The sequence below is a fragment of the Isoptericola hypogeus genome, assembly GCF_039531145.1.
Taxonomy (GTDB): Bacteria; Actinomycetota; Actinomycetes; order Actinomycetales; family Cellulomonadaceae; genus Isoptericola; species Isoptericola hypogeus.
Genome location: NZ_BAAAPM010000004.1, coordinates 208,756 through 222,302 on the forward strand (window position 1 = coordinate 208,756; position 13,547 = coordinate 222,302).

The 13,547-nt window shown below is 72.8% G+C and carries 13 protein-coding genes; 9 read left to right on the plus strand and 4 right to left on the minus strand.

Annotation, left to right across the window (positions count from 1 at the left end; all coding sequences use genetic code 11):
• Window positions 1-20 precede the first annotated feature (20 nt).
• Complete coding sequence (gene rlmN / locus ABD254_RS12330) at window positions 21-1,199, plus strand: dual-specificity RNA methyltransferase RlmN (protein ID WP_486326996.1); 1,179 nt, start codon at window positions 21-23, stop codon at window positions 1,197-1,199.
• Window positions 1,196-1,747 carry a DivIVA domain-containing protein gene (locus tag ABD254_RS12335; protein WP_344248712.1) on the plus strand — a complete coding sequence of 184 codons (552 nt, stop codon included), beginning with the start codon at window positions 1,196-1,198 and terminating at the stop codon, window positions 1,745-1,747. Before rlmN ends, ABD254_RS12335 begins: the two co-directional genes overlap by 4 nt.
• 73 nt (window positions 1,748-1,820) lie before the next feature.
• Here ABD254_RS12335 and ABD254_RS12340 read toward each other — a convergent pair whose 3' ends face one another.
• Window positions 1,821-2,204 (minus strand): MerR family transcriptional regulator, encoded by a 384-nt coding sequence (locus tag ABD254_RS12340; RefSeq protein WP_344248713.1) that lies wholly within the window; start codon window positions 2,202-2,204, stop codon window positions 1,821-1,823.
• Window positions 2,205-2,274: 70 nt separating this feature from the next.
• Here ABD254_RS12340 and ABD254_RS12345 point away from each other — a divergent pair, with 70 nt between their 5' ends.
• Window positions 2,275-3,516, plus strand: a complete 1,242-nt coding sequence (locus ABD254_RS12345; RefSeq protein ID WP_344248714.1) for an MFS transporter — start codon at window positions 2,275-2,277, stop codon at window positions 3,514-3,516.
• Window positions 3,517-3,532: 16 nt separating this feature from the next.
• Here ABD254_RS12345 and ABD254_RS12350 read toward each other — a convergent pair whose 3' ends face one another.
• A complete protein-coding gene (locus tag ABD254_RS12350; RefSeq protein WP_344248715.1) occupies window positions 3,533-4,303 on the minus strand; it encodes a hypothetical protein in 771 nt (256 codons plus the stop codon).
• Between the two features lie 199 nt (window positions 4,304-4,502).
• On the opposite strand from ABD254_RS12350, the gene dxr reads away from it, so the two are divergent.
• The 4 genes from dxr (at window position 4,503) to ABD254_RS12370 (ending at window position 9,310) form a co-directional block, all read left to right on the plus strand.
• Window positions 4,503-5,687 (plus strand): 1-deoxy-D-xylulose-5-phosphate reductoisomerase, encoded by a 1,185-nt coding sequence (gene dxr / locus ABD254_RS12355; RefSeq protein ID WP_344248716.1) that lies wholly within the window; start codon window positions 4,503-4,505, stop codon window positions 5,685-5,687.
• A 68-nt stretch (window positions 5,688-5,755) separates the two neighbouring features.
• Entirely contained in the window at window positions 5,756-7,075 is a 1,320-nt protein-coding gene (locus ABD254_RS12360) for a M50 family metallopeptidase (protein WP_344248717.1), read from the plus strand.
• 94 nt (window positions 7,076-7,169) lie between these two features.
• A complete protein-coding gene (ispG, locus tag ABD254_RS12365; protein WP_344248780.1) occupies window positions 7,170-8,312 on the plus strand; it encodes a flavodoxin-dependent (E)-4-hydroxy-3-methylbut-2-enyl-diphosphate synthase in 1,143 nt (380 codons plus the stop codon).
• 59 nt (window positions 8,313-8,371) lie between these two features.
• Window positions 8,372-9,310 (plus strand): GNAT family N-acetyltransferase, encoded by a 939-nt coding sequence (locus ABD254_RS12370; RefSeq protein ID WP_344248718.1) that lies wholly within the window; start codon window positions 8,372-8,374, stop codon window positions 9,308-9,310.
• 31 nt (window positions 9,311-9,341) lie between these two features.
• Here ABD254_RS12370 and ABD254_RS12375 read toward each other — a convergent pair whose 3' ends face one another.
• Both ABD254_RS12375 and ABD254_RS12380 read right to left on the minus strand, forming a co-directional pair.
• Window positions 9,342-10,409 carry a LacI family DNA-binding transcriptional regulator gene (locus ABD254_RS12375; RefSeq protein ID WP_344248719.1) on the minus strand — a complete coding sequence of 356 codons (1,068 nt, stop codon included), beginning with the start codon at window positions 10,407-10,409 and terminating at the stop codon, window positions 9,342-9,344.
• Window positions 10,409-11,413 (minus strand): hydroxyacid dehydrogenase, encoded by a 1,005-nt coding sequence (locus ABD254_RS12380; RefSeq protein ID WP_344248720.1) that lies wholly within the window; start codon window positions 11,411-11,413, stop codon window positions 10,409-10,411. Before ABD254_RS12380 ends, ABD254_RS12375 begins: the two co-directional genes overlap by 1 nt.
• Window positions 11,414-11,569: 156 nt before the next feature.
• On the opposite strand from ABD254_RS12380, the gene ABD254_RS12385 reads away from it, so the two are divergent.
• Window positions 11,570-12,559, plus strand: coding sequence for an ABC transporter permease (locus ABD254_RS12385; RefSeq protein ID WP_344248721.1), 990 nt, complete (start codon window positions 11,570-11,572; stop codon window positions 12,557-12,559).
• Entirely contained in the window at window positions 12,556-13,527 is a 972-nt protein-coding gene (locus ABD254_RS12390; protein WP_344248722.1) for a carbohydrate ABC transporter permease, read from the plus strand. The genes ABD254_RS12385 and ABD254_RS12390 overlap by 4 nt, the downstream gene beginning before the upstream one ends.
• Window positions 13,528-13,547 lie beyond the last annotated feature (20 nt).

The following is a 13,547-nucleotide window of genomic DNA, read 5'->3' on the forward strand; positions in this document are numbered from 1 at the left end:
TCACCTGAAGGATTTCCCCCATGACTGCACCCTCCGCGTCCCCGACGGACCTCGGCGTCCCCGCCGTCCGCCCGTCGGACGAGACCGCGCCCATGGCGCTGCAGATGGCGCCACGCCGGCGCGGCAAGCCGCCGAAGCACTTCGCCGACCTCACGCCCGCCGAGCGCGCGGCGTCGGTCGAGGCGATGGGGGAGAAGCCGTTCCGGGCCAAGCAGCTCGCGACGCACTACTTCCAGCACTACACGTCGGACCCCGAGCAGATGACGGACCTGCCGAAGGCGACGCGCGAGGCGCTGGCCACCACGATGTTCCCGCCGCTGATCCGGGCGACGCGCAAGCTCGAGGCGGACGGCGGCACCACGGTCAAGACGCTGTGGCACCTGTTCGACGACGCCAAGGTCGAGTCGGTGCTGATGCGCTACCCGCACCGCACCACGCTGTGCGTCTCGTCGCAGGCGGGCTGCGGGATGGCCTGCCCGTTCTGCGCCACCGGGCAGCTCGGCCTCACGCGCAACCTCACGACGGCGGAGATCCTCGAGCAGGTGCGGGCGGCCTTCAGGTCGCTGGACGCCGGCGAGATCCCGGGCGGCCCCACCCGCCTGAACAACCTCGTCTTCATGGGCATGGGCGAGCCGCTCGCGAACCCCCGGGCCGTGATCGAGACGGTCCGCACCCTCGTCGCGCCGCAGCCCGAGGGCTTCGGCATGTCGGCGCGCAACATCACCGTGTCCACGGTGGGGCTGGTCCCGGCCATGCTCAAGCTCGCGGACCTGGGCATCCCCGTGACGCTCGCGCTGAGCCTGCACGCGCCGGACGACGACCTGCGCAGCGAGCTGGTGCCGATCAACACCCGGTGGAGCGTCGACGAGGCGCTCGACGCCGCGCGGCACTACTTCGAGGTGACCGGGCGGCGCGTGTCCATCGAGTACGCGCTCATCAAGGACATGAACGACCACGGCTGGCGCGCCGACCTGCTCGGGGAGAAGCTCAACGCCCGCGGCCGCGGCTGGGTGCACGTCAACCCCATCCCGCTCAACCCGACCCCCGGATCGATCTGGACCGCGAGCGAGCGTGCCGTCGAGGACGAGTTTGTGGCACGCTTGCGCGGGCACGGCATCCCCACCACGATCCGTGACACCCGCGGGAGCGACATCGACGGCGCCTGCGGGCAGCTGGCCGCCGAGGAGGACGACGAGTGAGCTCCCTGTTCAGCACGGTCACCGCGCTGCGTACCGGGTACGACAAGGACGAGGTCGACGAGTTCTTCGACCACGCCCGCCAGGCCTACGAGGGCCGCACCCCCGAGCCGCTGTCCCACGCGGCGATCCAGGCCTCGACCTTCGACCTGGTGCGCGGCGGGTACAACACGCACGAGGTCGACTCCGCCCTGGACCGCCTCGAGGCGGCGTTCATCGCGCGGCAGCGCGCGGAGTACGTGTCGGCCCACGGCCAGGACGCGTGGATGGCGGCGCTGGCCGACCGCGCGCGCACGCTCTACGGGCGCCTCGGGCGGCCCGACGGCGAGAAGTTCGCGTCGGCCGAGCGCGGCAAGCAGGGGTACGACAAGGACGACGTCGACGCGATCTGCGACCGGCTCGTGGCGTACTTCGACCGCCAGGAGCCCCTGACGTCCGCGGAGATCCGTTCGGCGACGTTCGGCCGGGCGAAGGGCACGGACGGGTACGCCGAGGCGCCGGTCGACCGGTTCCTCGCCCGCGCGACCGAGGTGCTGCTCGGCGTGGAGTGACGCCCGAGGGCGACAGGATAACCGCGGGAGGGGCGCCGACGAGAAGTCGGCGGCCCTCCCGTCGTCTGCGCCGTCAGCGCGCCCCGGCCTCCGAGACCAGCGCCGCGTGCTCGGTGCGGGCGAGGACGTCGCGGATCGTGTCCCGGCTGCGGGTGAGGCAGGCGATGCGCTCCTCGATGCCCTCGAGCTCGGACGCGAGCATCTCGGCGACGGTGCGGGGGCACGTGGGGAAGTCGGCCGCCTGCGCCTCCTCCATGTCGAGGAGCACCTTGATGAGCCGGGTGGGGATGCCGGCGCGGACCATGCTCGCGACCCGCGACACGCGCTCCACGTCGTCGTCGGAGTACGTGCGGTAGCCGTTGGCCGCGCGGTCCGTCGTGAGCAGGCCCTGCTGCTCGTAGTAGCGCACCAGGCGCGGGGCCACGCCCGTGCGCCGGGCGACCTCGCCGATCTTCATCCGGCACCTCCGGTCATGATCCGAGTCACACTTGACATTGACATCAATGTCAAACTCTAGCGTCGTCGGCATGACGACGAAAGCCTCGACCGATGCCCTCCCGTGGCCGTCCCTGCTCGTGCTCGGGGCCGCCACGTTCGCCATGGTCACGGCGGAGATGCTGCCCACCGCCGTGCTGCCGCAGATGAGCGCGGGGCTCGGGGTGGACGAGTCCCGCACAGGCCTGCTCGTCTCCGTCTGGGCCGCCGTCGTGGTGGTCGCGAGCTTCCCGCTGGTGCGACTTGTCGCGGGGCGGGACCGGCGGACCGTGATCGCGGTCGCGCTCGTCGTCCTGGCTGCCTCTGCGGCGGGGACCGCGCTCGCGCCGGCGTACGGCGTCGCGGTGGGCGCGCGCCTCGTGGGCGCGGCGGCCGTCGGCCTGCTGTGGGCCACCGCCAACGCGCACGTCGCGGACCTCGTGCCGGACCGGCTGCTGGCCCGCTCGGTGGCCGTCGTGCTCGGGGGCGCGACGCTCGGCATGGTCGTCGGCACCCCGCTGGCGAGCCTCGTGACGCGCGCCGTGGGCTGGCGCGCCGCGTTCGCCGGCCTCGCCGTGCTCACCCTCGTCGTCGCGGTGCTGGTCCGGGCGATCGTCGCCGGGGCCGAGCAGACTGCCGGGGCCTCGGCCGGAGGACGCGCCGTCGAGCCTGGCGCCGGGCCGTGGTCCGGCGCGGGGCCGATGGTCGCGGTCACGGCGGTCGTGGGGGTGCTGCTGGTGGGGCACTACGGCGCGTACACCTACGTCACGCGGATGGTCGAGACCCCGGCGTCCGCGCTTCCCGGCGGGGTGAGCACGCTGCTCCTGGTGTTCGGGCTCGCGTCCGCGCTGGGCGTCGTCCTGGCGGGCCGGTTCGGGGCGCGCACCGCCCCAGCGCTCGTCGTGGGCGCCGCGGGCACGGCCCTCGGGCTGCTCGGGCTCGTGACGGTGGACGCGCACCCGGCGCTCGGGGTGGCGGTCGTCGTGCTGTGGGGCGTGTCGTCGGGCGCGCTGCCCCCGCTGGCGCAGACGCTCGTCCTGCAGCTGGGCGGGCCCGGCCGGCGGGCGACCGCCGGGGCGCTCATCCCCGTGGTGTTCAACGGGGGGATCGCGGTCGGCGCGGCGCTCGCGTCCCTGGTCGTGGCCCGGGGCGGCGTCGGCGCCCTGCCGGTGCCGGCCGCCGTCGTGGTGGGGGTGACCGTGGTCGCGCTCGCCGCCGGGGCGCGGGCGTGGTCGCGCCCCGGCGAGGTCCGCGCCGGGGACGGTGTGGCGGCCCCGGAGGCCGCCGGGGTCTGAGCGGCGGCGGCCGGCGTCAGCAGCGGGGAGCGATCGCGGCGCCGGTGCCGGTGTTCAGATAGGCGTCCGACACCCAGTTCCTGGCTCCGACCCGGTACCAGAGGTTGGTCGTGCCGCGGGTGCCGGAGACCCACTGGCCGCGGGCGTGGCACAGGAGGGGGACCCGGGCGGTGTTCGCGGCGAGCCCTCTCCGCGCGTACGACGTGCTGGGGCCGGTGCGCACGTTCAGCGGGCTGCCGTCGGTGACGACGATCCCCGTGCGCGCGGAACCCTGCCACAGGTAGGTCACGTCGATCCAGGCGTTCGCGTGCAGGCGCAGGCCGTGCCAGAAGGTGCCGTTCGCCAGGTCGATGCCGGCCGGGTTGGTGACCTTCCGCCCGAACAGGTCCCGGCCCCCGTTGTGCCCGAGCCGGTACGCGGCCGAGGCCTGCGGCGTGCCCTTCGGCAGGTCCCGTGCGACGTGCCGGGTGGCGCTCCAGTAGTCGTCCTTCGTGTTCCACGGGCCCACGTCCCACACCGGCGCGTACTCGCAGCGCGTGCTGTCGGCCCGGCAGACGCGCACGCTGTACGCGCCGGACCCCTTCGCGGAGAGGGCCCGGCGCGAGGGCAGCGCGACGAAGTGGTCCAGCTTCCTGATCTTGTGGCCGTTCGCGGTGCGCTTTCCCACCAGGCCCTCACGGGTCGCGAAGATGCGGTGCGTCTCTCCGTCCCGGTCGGCGGCGGCCGGTGCGGCCGGTGCGACGACCGCGCCGGTCACGAGGACGACGAGCCCGGCGAGGGCCGCCACGGGACGCCTGCCGACTATCGCGCCATAAGTACGCATGTTTGCGAACGTAACCGGCCTCACAGCCGGGCGCGAGCGGAGCGGGAGGCCGTCGTCCAGAAGTCAAGCACCGACGCGGGTGATTTCCCGCGAACTCGGAGGCGCGTCGCGGAGAGCGCCGGGAGTGCTCGGGCGGCACGGCGGGCCTGGGATGATGGGCCGCATGCCTGCCGCCACGACCCCCCGCACCGTGACCCTCCTCGGCTCCACCGGCTCCATCGGCACCCAGGCGATCGATGTCGTCCTGGCGCACCCGGAGCGGTTCCGGGTGACGGCGCTCAGCGCCGGCGGCTCGGACGTCGGCCTCCTGGCGGAGCAGGCCGCGCAGCTGGGCGTGGGCGCCGTCGCGGTGGCGGACGCCGGCCGGGCCGAGGCCCTGCGCGACGCCCTCGTCGCGCGCCTCGGCGCGGACGCGGCGCGCGTCGAGGTGCTCGCCGGCCCGGGCGCCGCCGCCGAGCTCGCCGGGCGGGGGGACGACGTCGTCCTCAACGGCATCACGGGCTCGGTGGGCCTGCGGCCCACGCTCGCCGCCCTCGAGGCGGGCTCCACGCTGGCGCTCGCGAACAAGGAGTCCCTCGTCGTGGGCGGATCGCTGGTGAAGGCCGCGGCGCGACCCGGGCAGATCGTCCCGGTGGACTCCGAGCACTCGGCGATCGCGCAGGCGCTGCGCTCGGGATCCCACGGCGAGGTGCGCCGCCTGGTCGTCACGGCGTCGGGCGGGCCGTTCCGCGGGCGCGGGCGCGCCGAGATGCGCGACGTCACGCCCGCCGAGGCGCTGAAGCACCCCAACTTCTCGATGGGCCGGGTCGTGACCACCAACTCGGCGACCCTGGTGAACAAGGGCCTGGAGGTCATCGAGGCGCACCTGTTGTTCGACGTCCCGTTCTCGGCGATCGACGTGGTGGTGCACCCGCAGCAGTGGATCCATTCGATGGTCGAGTTCCAGGACGGCTCCACGATCGCGCAGGCGGGCCCGCCACGGATGCTCGTGCCGATCGCGCTCGGCCTGTCCTGGCCGGACCGGCTCGCGGACGTGGACGCGCCGATGGACTGGACACAGGCGGCGTCCTGGGACTTCGCGCCTCTCGACGACGAAGCGTTCCCCGCGGTGCGGCTCGCGCGGCAGGTCGGCGCGGCGGGCGGCACCTTCCCGGCCGTGTACAACGCGGCGAACGAGGTCGGTGTCGATGCCTTCCACTCCGGTGCGATCGGCTTCCTCGGCATCGTGGACACGGTCCAGCGGGTCGTCGAGGAGCACGACGGCGGTGACGCATCGAGCGTCGAGGGCGTCCTGTCCGCCGACGCGTGGGCGCGTGCACGCGCCGACGAGATCCTCGCGCGCTCCTGACGGTTCCTGCACGCGGGCGGCCCGACGCGGGTACGGCGGGCGGGCCGGGGTGACCTAGGCTCGTGGCCGTGGACGTTCTCTCCGTCGTCGTCGGCATCGCCGTGGTCCTGCTCGGGATCGTGGTCTCGATCGCGCTGCACGAGGTGGGTCACATGGTGCCCGCCAAGAAGTTCGGCGTGCGGGTCAGCGAGTACATGGTCGGCTTCGGGCCCACGCTGTGGTCGCGCCGCAAGGGCGAGACCGAGTACGGCGTGAAGGCGATCCCGCTCGGCGGCTACGTGCGGATGGTCGGCATGATGCCGCCCGCGCCGGCCGGCACCCGGCCCTCGCGCGGCTTCTTCGGCCAGGTGATCGCCGACGCGCGCGACGCGTCGGTGAGCGAGATCCGCCCGGGCGAGGAACCCCGCGCCTTCTACCACCTGTCGACGCCGAAGAAGCTCGTGGTCATGCTCGGCGGGCCGGTGATGAACCTGCTCATCGCGCTCGTCCTCACGTTCGTCGTGCTGGTGGCCATCGGCGTGCCGACGGTCACGACCACGGTCGGCGCCGTGAGCGCGTGCACCCCGACCTCGACGACGGCGCAGGGCGAGCCCGTGTGCGGGGCGGACGCCGCCCCCTCGCCCGCCGCCGCGGCGGGGCTGCAGCCCGGCGACGAGATCGTCGTGTGGGACGGCGAGGCCGTCACGTCCTGGGACCAGCTCTCCGGCCTGATCGCTGGCTCCCCGGACCAGCAGGTGCCGGTGGTGGTCGAGCGCGACGGCGCGCAGGTGCCGCTCACCGTGACGACCGCCGAGCGCGAGGTCGCCGTCGTCGACGCGGAGGGCGAGGCCGAGGTCGACGCGGCCGGGGAGCCCGTGACCCAGACCGCCGGCTTCCTCGGCGTGACCCCCACCCAGGAGTACGAGCCGCTGCCGCTGTCGAGCGTGCCCGCGGAGACCTGGCGGATGGTCTCGGGGACGGCGGCGATCATCGTGACCCTGCCGGTGCAGGTCGCGCAGACGGCGGTCCAGGCCTTCACCGACGAGGAGCGGTCGGCGGACGGCGTCGTGAGCATCGTCGGGGTGGGACGGCTCGCGGTCGACGTGGTCGCGGCCGACGCGCCTGTCGTCGCGACGCTGCAGATCCTGCTGAGCCTGCTCGCGTCCCTGAACGTGGCGCTCTTCGTGTTCAACCTCATCCCGCTGCTGCCGCTGGACGGCGGGCACGTGGTGAACGCCCTGTACGAGGGCGCCAAGCGCACCGTCGCGCGGCTGCGGGGGCTGCCGCGCCCCGCGCCGGCCGACGTCGCGCGGATGATGCCCGTCGCCTACGTGATGTTCGTCGTGCTCATCGGCACCGGCGCGCTGCTCATGATCGCGGACGTCGTGGATCCTGTGCAGCTGTCGTGACGACCGGGCGACGGGCTCCGGTGGCCCGGCGCTCGTGTGGGTAGCACCCGGTGAGACGCGCGATACTGGCACGGTGACCGCACTGAACCTCGGCATGCCCGCCTCGCCCGCACCCACGCTGGCCCCGCGCCGCAAGACCCGCCAGATCCAGGTGGGCAAGGTCGCGGTGGGCGGCGACGCACCGATCAGCATCCAGTCGATGACGACCACCCCCACCACCGACATCAACGCGACGCTGCAGCAGATCGCGGAGCTCACCGCCGCGGGCTGTGACATCGTGCGGGTCGCGGTGCCGACGTCCGACGACGCGGACGCGCTGCCCGCCATCGCGAAGAAGTCGCAGATCCCGGTGATCGCCGACATCCACTTCCAGCCCAAGTACGTCTTCGCGGCCATCGACGCCGGCTGCGCCGCGGTCCGGGTGAACCCGGGCAACATCCGCAAGTTCGACGACCAGGTCAAGGAGATCGCCCAGGCGGCCTCTGCCGCCGGGGTGTCGCTGCGCATCGGCGTCAACGCCGGCTCGCTCGACAAGCGCCTGCTGGAGAAGTACGGCAAGCCCACCGCCGAGGCGCTGGTCGAGTCGGCCGTGTGGGAGGCGAGCCTCTTCGAGGAGCACGACTTCCACGACTTCAAGATCTCGGTCAAGCACAACGACCCGGTCGTCATGGTGCGCGCCTACGAGCTGCTGTCCCAGCGCGGCGACTGGCCGCTGCACCTGGGCGTCACCGAGGCCGGGCCGGCGTTCCAGGGCACCATCAAGTCCGCGACCGCCTTCGGCGCTCTGCTCAGCCAGGGCATCGGCGACACCATCCGCGTCTCGCTCTCGGCCCCGCCGGTCGAGGAGGTCAAGGTCGGCACGCAGATCCTGCAGGCGCTGAACCTGCGTCCCCGCAAGCTCGAGATCGTGTCGTGCCCGTCGTGCGGCCGCGCCCAGGTGGACGTCTACACGCTCGCGGAGAAGGTCACCGCGGGCCTCGAGGGCATGACGGTGCCGCTGCGCGTCGCGGTCATGGGCTGCGTCGTCAACGGGCCGGGCGAGGCGCGCGAGGCCGACCTCGGCGTCGCGTCCGGCAACGGCAAGGGGCAGATCTTCGTCAAGGGCGAGGTCGTCAAGACCGTCCCGGAGGCGATGATCGTCGAGACGCTCATCGAGGAGGCCATGCGGATCGCCGAGTCGATGCCCGCGCCGGAGAACGACGCGCAGGCCGGGGCGCCCGTCGTCTCGGTGGGCTGAGGCGGAGAGCCACCACCCCTGCGGGAGGAGACTGGGCGCATGACGGCGATGGGGGCGTGATGAGCGGCTGGCGGTCGGCGGTGCGCGCGCGAGGGCGCCCCGAGGAGCTGCCGCGCCGCGGCACGCCCCGGGGTCGCCTGCTCACGGCCGACGACCTCGACGAGGCACGGCGTGTGTGCGCGCTCGACCCGGTGACGGGCGTGCTGGCCGCCGCGCGGCTCGACGTGGCCGCCCTCGTCGGCCTCGAGGCCGCGGGCGGGCAGGCGTGGGGCTTCCCCGCCACCGGACCTCTCGCGGCCGTGTGCTGGTCCGGGGCCAACCTCGTGCCCGTCGTCCCGCCGGCGGTGACGGGCCAGGACGCCGTCGACGCCGTGGACGCCTTCGCGGCGCTGGCGCGGCTGCAGGGCCGCCGGTCGTCGTCGATCGTGGGAGAGCGGACCGTGGCGCTCGCGCTCTGGGAACGCCTGGCCGCGGTGTGGCCGCCCGCCCGCGAGGTGCGGCCCGACCAGCCGTCGCTCGCCATCGACGGCGATCCCCTGGTGGAGCCGGACCCGCTGGTGCGCCGCGCCACCCTCGCCGACGTGGACGTCGTGCTGCCCGCGTGCGTGCGCATGTTCGCCGAGGAGGTCGGCTACGCGCCCGTGGCGACCCCGGGTAGCGCGTACGCGCTGCGCGTGCGGTCCCTGGTGGCGGAGGGGCGCGCGTTCGTGCACCTCGAGCCCGGCGCTGGTGCCGCGGCCCGTTCCCCGGTGGTGTTCAAGGCCGAGCTCGGCGCCGTGGCCGGCGGCGTGGCCCAGGTGCAGGGCGTGTGGGTCGACCCGGTGCTCCGCGGCCGCGGCCTCGCCGCGCCCGGCATGGCCGCCGTCGTCGTCGCGGCGCGACGCGACGTCGCGCCCGTGGTGTCCCTGTACGTCAACGCGTACAACGCTCCCGCTCTGGCCACGTACCGGCGCGTGGGTTTCGAGCAGGTCGGAACCTTCGCGACCGTCCTGTTCTGAGGCGTCGGCGGCGGGCGCCCCGCACGGGGCGCTAGCCGGCGCGCAGGATCCGTGCCTCGCGCGGGGCCGAGACGGAGTCGCGCAGGACGAGGTGGGTGCCGACGATGGAGTCGGCGTCGGGGGCGTCGGACTCGGTGATGCAGAGCTCGGCCGCTCGGCGGCCGAGCTCCTCGAGCGGGACGGAGACGGTGCTGAGCCGGGGGCGGAGCTGGGTGGCGACGGGGACGTCGTCGTAGCCGACCACGGAGAGGTCGTGCGGGACGGAGATCCCCGCGTCCTCGGCGGCCTCGTACACGCCGACGGCGACGGCGTCGTTGGCGGCGAAGACCGCCGTCGCGTCGAGCCCTCGGCGCAGCAGCTCGGTGAGGGTGGTGCGTCCGAAGGCGGCGCTGAACTGCCCGACGTGGACGAGGTCGTCGTCCCACGCGACCCCGTGCTGCTCCAGGGCTCGGCGGTGCCCGGCGAGGCGGAACGTGTGGGTGGACAGCCGGTGCGGGCCGCCGACGTACGCGATCCTGCGATGACCCCGGGCGAGCAGGTGACTGGTGATGGCGAACGCGCCGCCCTCGTTGTCGTAGCTGACGCTCCGGGTGGGGAGGCCCTCGCCCAGGGGCGGCCGCCCGCACAGCACCAGGTTCCCGCCCTCGTCGGCGAGGGCGCGGGCACGCTGGGCCATCTTGGTGCGGTACCCACGGTCGTCCGCGGAGCCGCCCACCAGGATCACGCCGCCGGCCCGGTGGGCGCGCAGCAGGTCCACGAGCTCGAGCTCACGCTCTTTGGAGCCCTGGGAGGCCATGATCAGGCAGGCGAGACCGAGCTCAGCGGCACGACGCTCCACGCCGCGGGCGATGTAGCCGAAGAAGGGGTCGACGACGTCCTGCACGACGATGCCGATCGTCGCGGCACGGGAGCGCGCGAGCGCCCGCGCGTTCGCGTTCATGACGTAACCGAGCTCCGCCACGGCTTCCGTCACACGCGCCTTGGTGCGGGTCGCCACCGGGTAGTTGCCCGACAGGACACGGGAGACGGTGGCCGTCGAGACGCCCGAGGCCGCGGCGACGTCGGCGAGGGTGATCCCGGAGCCCCGGCTGGACGGCATCAGGCGATCCTCGCGAGGTCGGCCGCCTGGATCTGGTGCCGCAACGGCCTCCCGTCGAGGTAACGGCGGAGCTCGGCCATCGCCTGGTCCCCCAGGCGCGAGACCTCGTTGCCGAGCGCGCCCGCGAGGTGTGGCGTGAGGGCGACGTTCGGCAGGTCCCAGAGCGGCGAGTCGTCAGGCAGGGGCTCGGGATCGGTGACGTCGAGCCAGGCGTCCAGACGCCCCGAGACCACGTGCGGGGTCAGCGCCGCGTGATCCACGATGCCCCCCCGTGCCGTGTTCACCAGGACGGCGCCGTCGCGCATCAGGGCCAGCTGTCGTTCTCCCACGAGCCCGATCGTGCTGGGTGTGAGCGGTGCGTGCAAGGTCACCACGTCGCTGCGGGCGCACAGCTCGTCGAGCGGCACCGGCTCGGCGCCGAGCTCGCGGGCCTCGGACGCCTCGACGTACGGGTCGGCGAGGAGCACGCGCGCGTCGATGGTGTGCAGCCGCTCGACGACCTTCCGGCCCACCCGTGACGCCCCGACGACGCCCACCGTGACCCCGTGGGTCCCGAGGACCGGCATGCCGCTGAGGTCGCGGGGCCGGCGCTGGGTGCGGTACCGGTCCGCGAGCCGCCCCACGCGCTTGAGGGCGAGGATGATCTGGGCGAAGGTGAACTCCGCCACCGGGCCGGCGTTCGCGTCGGCCGCGGCGCACACGGTGACCCCGGACTCGAGCGCACCCGGGGACAGGAAGGGCCGGATGGTCCCCGCCGCGTGGAAGATCGCCCGGAGCTTCGGCATGCGGGCGAGCGCCTCGTCGTCGAGGCGGGGGACGCCCCAGCTCGTCACCAGGATCTCCACGCGCTCGACGACGTCGTCGGGAAGGTCGAGGTGGGTCACGGGGAGGGGCACACGGAGGTCGAGCAGGGTCTCCAGCTCCGTGCGGGCGTCGTCCCGGAACGCCTCGTCGTACGTTGCGGCGTTCATCAGCAGCAGCGCCGATGGCCGGTGGTCGCCCATGTGTCTCCTTTGCGCGGTGGAGCCTGAAGGATAGCAACCGCTTGCTAGTTTTCGGGCTTGTTTCGCCCGTTGACACCCAGAAATCCATCCCCTACGGTGCTCAACCATAGCAAGCGGTTACCATGATGGTCCGCGGCGCGACAGAGAGGACGTGCGATGGCGACGGTGCCAGTGGAGCCGACGACGGTCGGCAGCTCGAGCCGACCACGGTCGGTCGGGAAGCCGCCCCAGGCGCACAAGGTGCCGCTCCTCACGCGGATCCGCCGCGACAAGGTCCTGCTCGCGATGATCGTCCCGGGCTTCCTGTACTTCACCGTGTTCCAGTGGCTGCCGCTGTTCGGCAACGTCATCGCGTTCCTTGACTACCAGCCCTACATCGGGTTCATCAACAGCGTCTGGGTGGGCTTCGAGAACTTCGCGACGGTCTTCAGCGACCCGACCTTCTACGCCGCGCTGCGCAACACCATCGTCATCACGGTGCTGCAGCTGGTGCTCTTCTTCCCGGTGCCGATCGCGCTCGCGCTGCTGCTCAACAGCATCATGAGCCCGAAGGTGCGGAGCTTCGTCCAGAGCGTCGTGTACCTGCCGCACTTCATCGGCTGGGTCCTGCTGGTCTCGATCTTCACCCAGCTCCTCGGCCCGATGGGCGTGGTGCCGAACCTGCTCGAGGCCCTGGGCCTCCCGCCCTTCTCGGCGATGACCTCGCCGGCGTTCTTCCCGTTCCTCATGGTCATCGAGACCATCTGGAAGGACGCCGGCTGGGGGACGATCATCTTTCTCGCGGCGCTGGGCAACATCAACAGCGAGCTCTACGAGGCGGCTGCCATGGACGGCGCCAGCAAGTGGCGTCGCACGTGGCACGTGACCCTCCCGGGCATCATGCCCGTCATCATCCTCCTGCTCATCCTCCAGATCGGGACGATCCTCTCGGTCGGGTTCGAGCAGATCATCCTGCAGCGCGACGCCGTCGGCCCCGAGGCCGCCGAGGTTCTCGACACGTGGGTCTACTACCACGGCATCCAGGACGGCGAGTGGGGTCCGGCCACCGCCGTCGGCCTGGTCAAGGGCATCATCGGGTTCGCCCTCGTCCTCGGGTCCAACAAGCTCGCGCACCTCTTCGGACAGGACGGGATCTACCGCAAATGACCATCACGACCCGCGACCCCCGCACCGAGAGCGCGCCGGGCCCCGTCGCCGAGCCGCGACGGCCTCGCCCGCGGGCGCGCAGGAACAGCCGCCGCCCGGTCTGGGACGAAGAGCCCAGCCTCCCCGCGACCGCCCTCAAGGGGCTCGCGCTCACGGCGATCAGCTTCCTCGCGATCTATCCCATGTTCGCGGTGCTCGCCACGAGCCTGGCGTCGCAGGAGGAGATCGTCGAGAAGAACGGGCTCGTCCTGTGGCCGGACAGCCCCACGTTCGCCGCGTACGAGCAGATCCTCAGCGGCGGCGTCGTCACCGACGCGCTGCTGCGCAGCATCGGCATCACCGTCATCGGCACGCTCTGCTCCGTCACCTTCACGGTGCTGATGGCCTACGGACTCTCCCGTCCGCGCGTGGTCGGCGGACGCTTCTGGTTGATGTCCGTGCTCTTCACGATGTTCTTCTCGGCCGGCATCATCCCGAACTTCCTCGTGGTCAGTGAGCTCGGGCTGCTCGACAGCTATGCCGCGCTGGTCCTTCCCGTGCTGATCTCGGCGTTCAACCTCGTCGTGGTCCGCAGCTTCTTCATGGGGCTGCCGCAGGAGCTCTTCGAAGCCGCGCGGATCGACGGCGCGGGCGACTTCCGCATCCTCCTGACGATGGTCCTGCCCCTCTCGAAGGGGGTCCTCGCCGTCGTCTCGCTGTTCTACGGCGTCGCCTACTGGAACGCCTTCTTCAACGCCATGCTCTACCTCGACATGGACAAGTGGCCGCTGTCGATGATCCTGCGGCAGTACGTCCTCCTGGGGCAGCCCGTCGCGGACAACGCGGCCATGGCTTCCGAGATGGCCGCACCGACGCAGGCGATCCAGATGGCGGTCGTCGTCGTCAGCCTCGTCCCGATCGTCGTCGTCTACCCCTTCCTCCAGCGCTACTTCACCAAGGGCGTCATCACGGGCGCGGTCAAGGGCTGACCGGCCGTACCGCTGCGCCG

Excerpts from the sequence above, each read along its gene's own strand:
- rlmN (WP_486326996.1), top strand. The coding sequence starts at position 21 with ATGACTGCACCCTCCGCGTCCCCGACGGACCTCGGCGTCCCCGCCGTC.
- ABD254_RS12340 (WP_344248713.1), bottom strand. The coding sequence starts at position 2,204 with ATGAAGATCGGCGAGGTCGCCCGGCGCACGGGCGTGGCCCCGCGCCTG.
- ABD254_RS12345 (WP_344248714.1), top strand. The coding sequence starts at position 2,275 with ATGACGACGAAAGCCTCGACCGATGCCCTCCCGTGGCCGTCCCTGCTC.
- dxr (WP_344248716.1), top strand. The coding sequence starts at position 4,503 with ATGCCTGCCGCCACGACCCCCCGCACCGTGACCCTCCTCGGCTCCACC.
- ispG (WP_344248780.1), top strand. The coding sequence starts at position 7,170 with ATGCCCGCCTCGCCCGCACCCACGCTGGCCCCGCGCCGCAAGACCCGC.
- ABD254_RS12370 (WP_344248718.1), top strand. The coding sequence starts at position 8,372 with ATGAGCGGCTGGCGGTCGGCGGTGCGCGCGCGAGGGCGCCCCGAGGAG.
- ABD254_RS12375 (WP_344248719.1), bottom strand. The coding sequence starts at position 10,409 with ATGCCGTCCAGCCGGGGCTCCGGGATCACCCTCGCCGACGTCGCCGCG.
- ABD254_RS12380 (WP_344248720.1), bottom strand. The coding sequence starts at position 11,413 with ATGGGCGACCACCGGCCATCGGCGCTGCTGCTGATGAACGCCGCAACG.
- ABD254_RS12385 (WP_344248721.1), top strand. The coding sequence starts at position 11,570 with ATGGCGACGGTGCCAGTGGAGCCGACGACGGTCGGCAGCTCGAGCCGA.
- ABD254_RS12390 (WP_344248722.1), top strand. The coding sequence starts at position 12,556 with ATGACCATCACGACCCGCGACCCCCGCACCGAGAGCGCGCCGGGCCCC.